Origin of the sequence: Ureibacillus aquaedulcis (genome assembly GCF_030418165.1) — a bacterium.
GTDB classification, from domain to species: Bacteria; Bacillota; Bacilli; order Bacillales_A; family Planococcaceae; genus Ureibacillus; species Ureibacillus aquaedulcis.
On record NZ_JAUHTQ010000015.1, the window covers coordinates 56440 to 68764 of the forward strand.

A 12325-nucleotide genomic window follows, 5' to 3' on the forward strand; every position below is an offset into this window, starting at 1 on the left:
CCGCCGTTTTTTTACTTCAGAAGGATGGATGTTTGACTATACCCTTCTTTTAATTTTTCTACCTGTAAAATAGCAGGAATGGCCGCCTTCAACTCGGATACGTGAGAAATGACGCCTATCATTCGTCCTGATTTCTGCAGGTCGATCAGTGTATCAATTGCTTTCATAAGTGATTCTTCATCCAACGAACCAAAACCTTCATCGATAAACATCGTATCGATTTTCACATTCCCTTGGAAGCTTTGAATGACATCCGCCATTCCTAAAGCTAGGCATAGGGAAGCGTTAAATTTCTCCCCGCCAGATAGGGATTTTACATCTCGTGACTGTCCTGTGTATGTGTCATAGACATCCAGGCTTAAACCGCTTTGGCGTCCATGTGATTCTTGTCTATCCGAGCATTGTAAATAATATTGTCCATTTGATAGATTCTTCAATCGAATATTGGCTGCTTCCGTAATTTGCTCCAAATATCCCATTTGTACATAGCGTTCAAAGGAGATTTTTTTGCTATTTTGCCCGCGCAATAAATTGTGTAAATCTATGATTTGACTGGAAATCTCCTCAAGCTGGTAGATTTTATCCGCTACTTGGTCCAATTTCTCGGAGAAATCAATGGCCTGGCTTTCGTATTGCAGGGTGCGATTCATTATTTGAAGTGCATTTTCATATTCGAATTTTAAAGTATTTAACCCCTCTTCCATAAGGCTTAAATCTACTTTTTCCTTGCCCTCCAACTCTTCACTCTCTTGCTGTACTTGAGCGGTAATCGTATGAAGAACTTTCGAAAACTCCATATATTGATTTTGCAGATGAGTGATTTGGAAATCATCACGAAGAGAAGACTCGAAATGCCTATAGCTTTCAAAACCAGCTTCTGCCATCGACCGTTTAAATTCTTCTTTCGCTAATACCAGCTTTTCTTCTAGATGCTCGATTTGTTTCGTTGTTTGGTTTACTGCCTCTTCCGTTGCAGCAACATATTTTTCAACATCGTGTAAGTGTTTCTGGACTTTTTCCCATTGAGTAAATAACGCAAGCTTATGTTTTTCTGCATCGGCAATTGCCTTGTGTAATTGTGATATATGCTGTAGGTTGCTTGGAATTTCTTTTTGTTGCTCGGTTAAAACCGTACTTTCTCTTAAAAGTTGTTCTTTCATATGATAGTGCTTGTCCACAAGCTGTTTTTGTTCAGACTCCAGTTGTTCAAGCATGGATTTCAATTGTTTTAAATTCTTTTTATAGGCCACAAGCTTTGCGTCATCTTTTTTTATTTGCTCAATTTTCAAGTTTAACTCGTTATATTGCCCAGTAATTTCCTGTTCTTTTTCAAGAGGTGCACTAAATTTCTCTAGTTCTTGTTCACATTGTGTTACCTGTGCTGCATGTGCACTCATTTTGGCTTCAGCTCTATATTTTTTTTGCTCAGCCTCAGCCAAACGTGCCTTAAGATTCTTGATTGTTGTTTCATCAACGCTCACAGTATGCTCACTGGTAATCTGTTTGTGTTCTGTACTTCCGCATACCGGACAAGGTGCTCCTGGAACTAAGCTGGACGCCAGGATGGAAGCCTGATTTGTTAGCCATTTTCCTTCTTCAAGGTCGTACAATTGTTTAGCAGACTGGTATTCCTTCTCAGAAGTATTTACATTCATCTGCAAGCCCTGCAGCTCATGCTTTAACTGATTATAAAGTGAGAAAAGATTTATGATTTGTTTCAACTTCGTTTGCTGCTCTAGATATTCATTGAAGTTTCCCTTCTTTTCTTCGAGCTGTTCGATAAGTTGGTGAAGCTGATCAACTTTCTCTTTTTCCCCATTAAGCTGCTTTTCAATATTGGCTAGCGCATTATGAGCTTCTTTCTCTGCTATCTTTAGCGATTCAACTTTTTTGCTCAATAATTCAATTTGTTCATAGCGGGGCAATAATTTTTGAAGATCATTTAGCTGTTGTGAAGCTTGCTCACGCTCTATTTGTTTAGAACTCTCAATCTCAAACACTCTAGTTGCTTCTGCCAGATCATTTTTGGCCAGTTCCAGCCTTTGAGTTGCATTTTCCAGATGGTTTTGCTTGTCCACCTTTTCTTTGTGCAGGGCATGGCATTGTTGATTTAAAGGCTGAATCTTACTTGCTCGGATGGCTGCTTCATAGTCACTTTTCATCTGCTCATAAGTAGGCTTTTGCTGTTCCAGCTCTTGAAGCTTTTGCTTTCTTTGTTGATAATTATCGATTCGGTCATTAATGGCTTTATCTTGAATGAAACGATTGTATTGATCATCATGTTTTATTCTTGCTTCTTCATAGTGTTTTCTATCTTCTTTAATTTTTTCTCTATAAAATTTCACTTCTTCATCTAGTGCATCCTGAATCTGATAAACATTGGATTCTTGCGCAAGCACGGCAAATAGGAACGAATCCCTTTTTGGCAGGGCCCCTTCGATTTGAGAAATATAGCTATTTTTCAATGTACGTGCCCGATCTAATTCCATCTCTGCCTTGCGTTTCTTTTCCTCTAGCTTTTGAGCCATTTCGCCATATCGGTTTGTTTTAAAAATCTTGCGCAAAATTTCTTCTTTGTTATCGGACTGGGAAGTCAGCAGCTTGCGAAATTCACCTTGCGGCAGCATGACAATTTGATTGAATTGATCATAAGATAATCCAATAAGTTCTTCTATTTTTTGATTGATATCGGTTACTCTTTGTCTTTCGACTATTGCTGCTTCCTGACCATCTACTTGAATTTCAAACAGCTCGTATTTTTCCCCTGTAGCTGTTTTTCGCCCTTCCTTCACATGGGAAAGCTGGCGTAGAACACGGTAGGTCCTTCCATGGATTTCGAACACTAATTCCACCGCTGTATGAACCGTATCTTCCGCAAAGTCGCTTCTTAGCGTTTTTGTTTCTTTCCGGTCTTGTCCACTGCCGAAACCATATAGAGCAAAGGAAATCCCATCAAAGATTGTCGTTTTTCCCGCTCCGGTTGAACCTGAAATCACAAATAATCGGTTGTCTTTTAGCTCATTGAAATCAATTACTTCTACATTTTTATACGGCCCGAATGCCTTCATTGTAAGTTTAATCGGCTTCACTTTGCTACCACCTCCTTCGTAGTTTCACGTTCCTCGCTTAGCATTTCCTGCAAAACTTCTTCAAATAGTTGCTGAGCAATCTCACCTGGCTCCTGCCCCGAGATTTCCTTATGAAAAGCCTTGAATAAGCTGAAGTCATCCATTTGCTCTCTTCGAATTACCTCCGCTTCCCCTTCAAACGATTCTCGAGGAATTGCCTTACGTTCAACATGCATCGCATTTGGATAGACTGTTCGAATTTGTTCCATTGCCCCGATTACCGGCGTTAAGTCAGTTAGTCGAACAAAAACATAATCTTCGCTTACAGTTTTTCTCAGTATTTCTTGAATCGTCCCTTCGACAATTCGTAAATCGCGTCTTGGAGTAAATTTGCGTTTTTCAATTGAAGCTTGTCCGCACTTGTCCAGTTCCACAATTAAATAACCCTTTTCATGATTTGCTTCCGAAGAAGAATATTTTAGAGGTGAGCCAGAATAACGGATTGTTTCGTTCATGACATAATGCGCCTTATGTAAATGGCCAAGAGCAGTGTAATGGAATAAATTAAAATACTCCGCACTCACACATTCAGATCCCCCTATCGCTAAGGGACGCTCCGAGTCACTTGTATTGTCTGCTTTTTCTCCATATGGCGTTACAAAAGCATGTCCAACAAAAACATGACGCTTGGACTTGTCCATTTTTTCTTCAATTTTTTCTACGATTTTTTTCATCGCATCATCGTGTGTACTAATAGTGTCGTCCCCATATACACTTTTCACTGTAGATGGTTCTGTAAAAGGTACCAAATGAAAATGCACTTCCCCGAATTCATCCTTTAGAATAATAGGCTCTAGATCCTTAATATCTCCAGCGATGTGCAAGCCCGTTTCTTTCATCAATTTACGGCCAAATTGAAGTCGGGTAGGGCTATCATGATTTCCTGCGATACTTAGCACAGGCACTTTTCGTTTCAATACAATCTCGGCTAGTATCTCGTCCAATAAATCAACGGCTTCGACTGGAGGAAGTGCACGGTCATATAAGTCGCCGGCAATAATTACAGCATCTGGTTGTTCTTCGTCAATGGCTTGCAAAAATTGCTCCAATACATAGCGTTGGTCGTCCGTCATATATACACCTTGTACAAGCTTCCCTAAATGCCAATCAGCGGTATGAAATAGTTTCAATTACACTCAGTCCTCCATTTGAAAATGATTTTTTCCATTATACCATCTTTCGAAAAAAAAAGACCGACTTCTACGAACAGGCATTCGCAAAAATCAGTCTTATTTGAAGTGTAATTTTTGGTTACTTACACAGCTTTATGTTGAGCCACCATTAAAATGCCCAATTGCCTTTTCGGAAGATTGGCTGCACTGTTCCGTCCGGCAAGATTCCGTCGATGTCCATTTCGTCACTGCCGACCATAAAGTCGACATGTGTGATGGATACGTTTATGCCAAGTGATTCCAGTTGGCCTTCTTCAAGATCTTGACCGCCTTCAAAGCAAGTTGGGTACGCTTCACCTATTGCTAGATGGTTTGATGCGTTTTCATCAAATAGCGTATTGTAATATAGGACTCCTGATTGGGAAATTGGCGACCTGTGTGGAACAAGAGCCACTTCCCCTAAGTAGGATGATCCTTCATCTTGCGTGATTAATTCCTGCAGCAACTCATTGCCTACTTCAGCACGGGCTTCCACGATTCTACCCTTTTCAAAAGTTAAGGAGAAATTATCGATAATATTTCCTTGATATGCTAAAGGTTTTGTATTACTTACAACGCCATTCACCCCGTACTTGGCAGGCAAAGTAAACACTTCTTCCGTCGGCATATTGGCAATGAAAGTTGTACCCTGTGGTGTCTTGCTGCTACCAGAGATCCATAAATGTTTTTTGGGAAGCTCGATTGTCAAGTCCGTTCCAGGTGCTTTGTAATGCAGCTTCGCAAGTTTCATATTGTTAAGTTGGCCAGCACGGTCATGCAATGTCTCAATATGTTGTTGCCAGTTACTAACGGCTTCCCCTTCGCCTATGCGGACTGTTTTGAAAATCGCCTCCCATAAAGCAGGCATTTGCTCAGACTCAGGTAAATCCGAGAACACTTTTGCAGCCCATTTTTTTGATGGAACAGCAATGATCGACCACGCGATTTCATCATTCATAATGGCCTTGCGATAGCGAACCAACGCTGTACCGGATGCTTTTTCTTGGGCTGAAATACGGGAAGATGGAATCCCGGCCAAAAGGTCTGGATCCTCTGCATCTATCCATAACAGTGCCCCTTTTCGTTCAATTAGTTCATGTCTTTGGGCAACAGTCCATTTGGGAAACTTACTGAATTCTTCCTCATCACCAAGTTCATAAAAAGATCGTGTAATCTCTGGATCCGTCAGGTTTACTTGAACTCTGCCTGCTCCCGCTTCATAAGCTTTCTTCACTACAATACGCGTAAATTCTAGTGTGTCCGTAGTAGTATTAATCAGTAAATACTGCCCCTTTTGAATGTTTACGCCAACTTTTACAGCTAATTCGGCATACTGCTCTAATTTCTCCTCAAAAGTCATCCTAATTCCCTCTCTTTTGTGTAACGGTTTTTGAGTTCCCTTCCACTATACTGCCTTTATTCCATACTTTTTGAACCGCCTTGACTTTCATTTCACGTGTCAGCTTCTTATAGTCTTTTTCATCTTTGTATGAAAGCAAAGTCAGCACTTCACCATCTGCACCGGCACGTCCGGTACGGCCTGAACGGTGTGTATATTGTTCAATCGTTCGTGGGACGTCCACATGAATTACATGTGTCAAACCTCCAATATCCAATCCACGAGCAGCAATATCTGTGGCAATTAGAATGCGAGCTTCCCCTTTTCTGAATGCATCCAATGCTTTTTTACGCTCTTCTTTTTTCATCTCGGAATGCAGCGTTACAACCTTTGCATCACGGTATTTTAATTTCGTTTCTTTCATAAGTACTTGGTCGATATTATTTACGAATGCCAATCCCTGAAGGCCTTCGATATTGGAGAGTCGACGAAGCATCTCCGTTTTATCACGCTCATCAACCTTAATAAATGAATGTTCTACCCTGCCTACTTGAACCATATCTTCCGGCTTAATCGCGATATGAATCGGTTCAAACATCAAGCGGCTTGCAACTAGTTTGATTTCTTCCGTAATCGTTGCAGAAACAACCACCACTTGTCTTCCATAAGCAGCCCCCTCGATAAAGGATTTAACGGTTACACGATATTCGCGGCTTAGTAGTTGGTCGCATTCATCCAGAACGACGATTTGTATTTCTTTTAGCTTTAACTTATTGGCTCTTGCTAGTTCGTTTAAACGTCCTGGTGTTCCAACTACAATTGTTGGTTTTTTCTTTAGTTTTTCGATTTGACGGGCCGAGTTCGCTCCGCCAATTAGTTGTTGTACTGTTATGTCCGAACCAGCCGTCCACTCGCGAATCACTTCAACTATTTGCATCGCCAACTCTTGAGAAGGTGCTACGATCAGGGCCTGTGTCTGTTTTTTGCTACCATCTACTTTATTTAGTATCGGCAGTACATATGCCAATGTTTTCCCTGATCCAGTAGGAGATTCTGCCACAATGTCTTTCCCGTCGAGCATGGCTGGGATCATTTCGTCCTGAACCTTCATCGTTTTTTCATAGTTCCATTTGCTTTGTAATGTTTCGTTTAATAAATCTATTACGGTCATGATTAGTTTACCTACCTTTATTTACTTGCGTTTAGTGTACCATATATTGATTAGTTTACCCGACTTTGGAATGATTTTTCTATTCTGTGTGAAGTATTTTGTACGCTTTAAGACACAATTGGGAATTAATGTGTTCTCAATAACATGATTCATTATATTATTTTTAGAAGCTACCGCTAAAATTTACATGAAGAAAGTTGTTCTACTTAGAAATCGCAGCCTACTATGTAAGCTGCGCAAATAATCCCGAAGTTTAAGAAGGAGACACTTTCGTGAGCGGGCCTTTACATAAGCCGCTGCCAAAAGCGCCACATCGTGTGGCAATGGCAGCATGACCAACGTCGTGTTGGCCTCATAGACAAGTCGTAGAGACAATAAATTGGCTCTGCGGCTTGTGTGCTTAGACCGCTCACATTAAAAATAATAAATTAGAATCTTTATGAGTAATACCTAATATCCCAATTGTTTCTAAACAATAAAAAACCCGCCTTAAAAAAGGCAGGCTTAGACTCTTATTGGATTATTTAATTCGTAGCCGCATGCAATGATGGCACTTTCGGCCAATATCAATAGCGAATCAATATAATGGCGTTCTAATTTTAAATCTTTATTTACAATCGAAAGCTCCGTACAGCCCAGAATAATTTTGTCGCAGTCCAGCTGAAGCATGGCTTGCTCTATGACATTCCATTGTTGTACGGTAACTTCCTTTCCGGCTTTCACGTAATCATAAATGACTGACATCACTTGCTGTTGAATTGCCATATCCGGAACGACCGGTTCAATGTCTTGTTCAATCAATGCCTGTTGGTAAACGCCTGAAGCAAGCGTACCATCTGTTGCCAGAATCCCAACACGTTTTGCCCCAATAGAAGCAGCCCTTTTCGCCGTCTCGCGAATCATATGAATCACAGGGACAGGAGAGGCTGATTGTAATTCTTCGTAAAAAGTATGCGCTGTATTACAAGGAATACATATCAAATCCGCACCGGCATTTGCTAATTTTGCTGCATCTTTTATTAAGTAAGGGACTGGGTTTTCCTTTGTTTGGTCTAGAATATACGCTGTACGATCCGGAATTGAAGTATCGTTATCTATGATTGTATGCACATGCTCCTGATCTTTGGTGGCACTCGTTCGGCGGACAATCATTTCGCCGATGAACATTGTTGCCAACGGACCGACCCCACCGATAATACCTAATGTTTTTCTCATTCTTCCAAACCTTTTTTATTAAAATATTTTTTATACTTACGATAATAGTTTAAATTATTTAAGGTTATTTTAACCCAACGTTTTAAATTCATGTCCTCTTTATAGAATAAAGAGTTTGTCCATTTTCCTTGGCGGATTAAGCTTTTTGCTTCAATTTTCATTTTCTCGTTAGAAGCATATTTAAATAGAACACCTTTAGGAATAATCATCCATAGATGCTTATTATTCGCATATGTCAGCTCTTGCTTAATGTTTAACATACGATCATCCGCTACGTATTTCATTAGGTTGTAACCGGCGGCAGTAACGAAATAACTGGAACGGCCATTGCGGAGATTGATTTCAAATAACTTGTATTCGCCATCACGGGCATCGTACTTCATATCAAAGTTCGCAAAACCTGTGTAGCCAATATCCTCAAGGAAATGGCGTACTTTATCCATCAGCTTTTCATCGTAGGTTGTGATGATTGCCGCGTAACTGCCAATTCCATCCGGTGAATGTTCCTCCAGAATTGGATTACCCAGACACATTAATTTCACTTTGCCGTCTTTCCCGACATAGGCATTCAGCACACGCATATAAGAATCATCACCCGGGATAAATTCCTGTACGATCATTGTATCTTGATAGCTTGATGAATAAATAGCTTTCAGGATAGCTGTTTTCTCGGCTTCATCATGTGCTACAAACACTTTCTTTTTACCAGGGAAACTGCAAGCCCAGTAAGCGACTGAATTGGACGCCTTTAAAATAATGGGATACTCGAATGGCGGCGTGAACTCATGATGATTTTCTGCTGTAACCGTTGTGGTACCCGGATATTTGAAGTTGTATTTTTCACACATTTTATAGAAGTTTTCTTTTAATAAGATTTGATCCATTAAGGATTCATCGATATATGGAACTGTAAAGTATTTCTCAAGTTCCTGTTTATTTTTAATAATTAGCTTTGCATAATCATCGCCGCAAGCTAGCAGCAATAATTTTTTATCTGGATATTGCTTTGCGATTTTTTCCAGGGCAGGAACAAAAACTTCCTGTTGGTTCAAATTTGCGATTGCCTGGAAGTGTAGGATGCGGCTATCTTGCGTCGCCGTTAGATGGGAACGCCCTAGTATAAGCGGTTTTAAGCCGTATGCCTCATAAAATGCACGTGCCATGCCATACGCGTTCATATCAGAACCTAATAATATCGGTAAAAATGGTTGTTCCATTATCTTTCAGCTCACTTTAATCGTTATAGTATTTTAGAGATCAAATGTACACAAAGTGTTTTTTGTGCACTCATATTTATTAAAGAACAAATTATGTTATTTTTATTAGTCTAAATGATAGTTTAACACATTTTACTTAGATGTTAATATCCATCTGCAACTTAAAAATCTCTTCTTAATATTTCTGTAAAGAATGAAAAGTTCCACATCTCATAATTAGGATTTTATACTAATAAAACAAGTTTATTGGAAACTATATTAAATCTGTTTACGTCCTTCCCCGTTTAAGGCCAGTTCTTCTTGTTGCACTTAATTTATACGCAAAAAAAGACCTAGAAGTTCCATTCTAAACTTCTAAGTCTAATAACCATTAAACCGATTCAATTACCATGGCGATGCCTTGCCCTCCACCTATACATAGACTAACTACGGCATACTTTCCGCCACGGCGTTTTAATTCATAGCAGCTTGCCAATGCGATTCTTGTGCCGCTTGCACCCACAGGATGTCCTAATGCAATCGCCCCGCCGTTAACATTTGTAATTTCGCGTTTTAGCCCCAGCTCTTTTTCCACAGCTAAATACTGGGCTGCAAAGGCTTCATTCACTTCTATTAAATCCATATCATCCATCGTTAAATTGGCTTTTTGCAATGCTTGTTTAATCGCAGGAACAGGGCCAATTCCCATAATAGTTGGGTCAACCCCGGCAACTCCCCATGAGACAATTCTTGCGATTGGCTTCAAATTATTTTCATTTACAGCTTTTTGGCCAGCAACCACCACTGAAGCAGCGCCATCATTAATCCCAGATGCATTTCCGGCAGTCACAGATCCATCTTTTTTAAATGCCGGTCGAAGTTCCGATAAACTATCGACACTAGTGGCTTCCTTTATATGTTCATCCGCATCAATTATCTTTTCGCCTTTTCGTGTTTTTAGCGCCAAAGGGACAATTTCTTCACTAAAGTACCCAGCTGCCCTTGCCAGTGCAGCTCTTTGATGGGATAACACTGCAAACTCATCTTGTTCTTCACGGGAAATTTCATATAGTTCCGCTAATTTCTCCGCAGTCATTCCCATCCCTGAACCCGTATATTGATCGGTTAAGGTAGCTTGCAACATATCAACGAATTGCAGATTCCCCATTTTCGGTCCATTAAAGCGTTGTTCAAAATTGGAGTATGGGGATTGCGACATATTTTCAGCGCCGCCTGCCAACACGATGTTCGCTTCTTCTAGTAAAATTTGTTGAGCTGCTGTGACAATCGATTGCAATCCGGAACCGCATAGTCGATTTAGCGTTAAAGCAGGCACTTCCTTTGGAACACCGGCTTTCAATCCGATATGGCGTGCTAAATAGGCTGCATTTACATTCGATGCAATCACTCCGCCGTATACAACATGATCGACCTGTTCAGGCCGTACATCCGCTCTTTTTAATGCTTCTATTGCTGTTTGTGTACCAAGCTCCACTGCATCTACAGCGGCAAAAGAGCCGCCAAAGGCTGTAAAAGCAGTTCGTGCTCCGTCTATAATATAAACATTTCCCATATCCATTCCCCTTTATATATTAGCCTTGTGCTGTTTCACTTGCTTTAGGTTTTAATGTATGTTTTAGGACTTTACCGGATGCATTGCGCGGAAGCTCTTCCAAGAATTCTATTTCCATTGGAATCTTATAGTTGGCTAACTGTGTTCCACAATATGTCACCACTTCTTCGGCAGTCAGGGATTGTTCCCCTTTAACTACAACAAAAGCTTTCGGCACTTCTCCATATACTTCATGTGGAATCCCAACAACAGCGGCCTCCAAAACTTGCGGGATTCTATATAATACTTCCTCAATTTCTATCGGATATATATTTTCGCCGCCCCTTATGATCATGTCTTTCTTTCGATCAACGATATATAAAAATCCCTCATCATCAAAACGGCCTAGATCTCCCGAATATAACCATCCATCCTGGATAGTCCTCGAAGTTTCTTCTGGATTTCGTAAATACCCCTTCATCACTTGAGGACCTTTTACGCAAATTTCCCCGACTTCCCCGAGAGGTACTTCCTCTCCTAAGGCATCGACCAATTTGATATCAGTTCGAGCTAATGGTTTTCCTACCGATCCAATCTTCGTGAGTGCATCTTTGTCTGTTAAAGAAGAAGCAGCAGGTGTATTCTCCGTCTGTCCATAGCAATTTTGAACTTTTACTTTTGGGAACGTGTCCTTTAAACGTTTCACTAATTCGTAAGGCATTGGTGACGCGCCATAAACGAACAATCTTAAATGCTCAAAGTTAGTAGTTTCAAGCTCAGGTTTATTTAGTAGAATCGTGTACATTGCTGGAACCCCAAAGAAAATAGTTGCTTTTGTATCAACTAATTTTTTTAATGTACGTTCAGGTGAAAATGCTTCTTCAATAATGATTGAGCCACCTTGGTACATGGTTGGCACCGCAAATACGTGGCTTCCAGCACAATGGAAGAGGGGCGTACAAATGTACATGCGGTCCTGGTTTGTCATTTTCATAGATTCGGACCAAATTTCCGCCGTCTCATAAACGTTTCTATTGGATAACTGCACTCCTTTTGGTTTTCCTGTCGTACCTGAAGTATACATGACGACTGCAGTATCATCAGGATTCAATGCAATTGGGTAAATTTCATTTTTATCCGCTTTCAGGATTTCGCGAATTTTAGCAACATTGATTTTTTCTTTGAAGCTGTGTGAAGAATCAGCAACCGTTTGTTCAATTCTTTCATCAAGGAATAACACCTTTGCCTCCGAATGCGAAAATATATATTCTACTTCAGGCGGGGCAAGCTTTGTGTTTACCGGCATAATTGTAAGTCCCGCCAATTGTACGCCATAATAAACAGCCATAAACAAATCGGAGTTCAACATAAACTGCGCAACAATATCCCCTTTTTGATATCCTTCCTGCTGTAGGTATCCGGCAATTTTCTGGGCATTCTCATAAAGATCTTTATATGTCCACTCATTCTCTTCAAAAGCAACCGCCAGTGCGTCGGGTGTATTCGTTGCATGCTGCTCCAAAACATTTAATATAAACATAGTCATCCCCCTTATTTTTAAGTGAACAAACTT

Annotated in this window: 8 protein-coding genes; all 8 read right to left on the minus strand. The window is 40.3% G+C overall.

The annotated features are described in order from the left end of the window. Window positions 1–11: 11 nt before the first annotated feature. Complete coding sequence (locus QYB95_RS16005; RefSeq protein ID WP_301139378.1) at window positions 12–3089, minus strand: AAA family ATPase; 3078 nt, start codon at window positions 3087–3089, stop codon at window positions 12–14. Next, window positions 3086–4258 (minus strand): exonuclease SbcCD subunit D, encoded by a 1173-nt coding sequence (locus tag QYB95_RS16010; protein WP_301139379.1) that lies wholly within the window; start codon window positions 4256–4258, stop codon window positions 3086–3088. The genes QYB95_RS16005 and QYB95_RS16010 overlap by 4 nt, the downstream gene beginning before the upstream one ends. Before the next feature lie 151 nt (window positions 4259–4409). Then, window positions 4410–5639 carry an aminopeptidase gene (locus tag QYB95_RS16015; RefSeq protein ID WP_301139380.1) on the minus strand — a complete coding sequence of 410 codons (1230 nt, stop codon included), beginning with the start codon at window positions 5637–5639 and terminating at the stop codon, window positions 4410–4412. A 1-nt stretch (window position 5640) separates the two neighbouring features. Further along, window positions 5641–6789 (minus strand): DEAD/DEAH box helicase, encoded by a 1149-nt coding sequence (locus QYB95_RS16020; protein ID WP_301139381.1) that lies wholly within the window; start codon window positions 6787–6789, stop codon window positions 5641–5643. A 504-nt stretch (window positions 6790–7293) separates the two neighbouring features. Further along, window positions 7294–8004 carry a cysteate racemase gene (cuyB, locus tag QYB95_RS16025; RefSeq protein ID WP_301139382.1) on the minus strand — a complete coding sequence of 237 codons (711 nt, stop codon included), beginning with the start codon at window positions 8002–8004 and terminating at the stop codon, window positions 7294–7296. After that, window positions 8001–9221: a carboxylate--amine ligase gene (locus QYB95_RS16030; protein WP_301139383.1), complete on the minus strand. Its 1221-nt coding sequence runs from the start codon at window positions 9219–9221 to the stop codon at window positions 8001–8003. Before QYB95_RS16030 ends, cuyB begins: the two co-directional genes overlap by 4 nt. Window positions 9222–9591: 370 nt before the next feature. Then, window positions 9592–10773: an acetyl-CoA C-acetyltransferase gene (locus tag QYB95_RS16035; RefSeq protein WP_301139384.1), complete on the minus strand. Its 1182-nt coding sequence runs from the start codon at window positions 10771–10773 to the stop codon at window positions 9592–9594. A gap of 19 nt (window positions 10774–10792) precedes the next feature. Continuing rightward, on the minus strand, window positions 10793–12298 hold the full coding sequence (locus QYB95_RS16040; RefSeq protein ID WP_301139385.1) for a class I adenylate-forming enzyme family protein: 1506 nt from the start codon (window positions 12296–12298) through the stop codon (window positions 10793–10795). Window positions 12299–12325 lie beyond the last annotated feature (27 nt).

What these genes read in the sequence shown, in the direction of transcription:
- QYB95_RS16015 (WP_301139380.1), bottom strand. Translation starts at nt 5,639, where the DNA reads ATGACTTTTGAGGAGAAATTAGAGCAGTATGCCGAATTAGCTGTAAAA.
- QYB95_RS16020 (WP_301139381.1), bottom strand. Translation starts at nt 6,789, where the DNA reads ATGACCGTAATAGATTTATTAAACGAAACATTACAAAGCAAATGGAAC.
- cuyB (WP_301139382.1), bottom strand. Translation starts at nt 8,004, where the DNA reads ATGAGAAAAACATTAGGTATTATCGGTGGGGTCGGTCCGTTGGCAACA.
- QYB95_RS16030 (WP_301139383.1), bottom strand. Translation starts at nt 9,221, where the DNA reads ATGGAACAACCATTTTTACCGATATTATTAGGTTCTGATATGAACGCG.
- QYB95_RS16035 (WP_301139384.1), bottom strand. Translation starts at nt 10,773, where the DNA reads ATGGGAAATGTTTATATTATAGACGGAGCACGAACTGCTTTTACAGCC.
- QYB95_RS16040 (WP_301139385.1), bottom strand. Translation starts at nt 12,298, where the DNA reads ATGACTATGTTTATATTAAATGTTTTGGAGCAGCATGCAACGAATACA.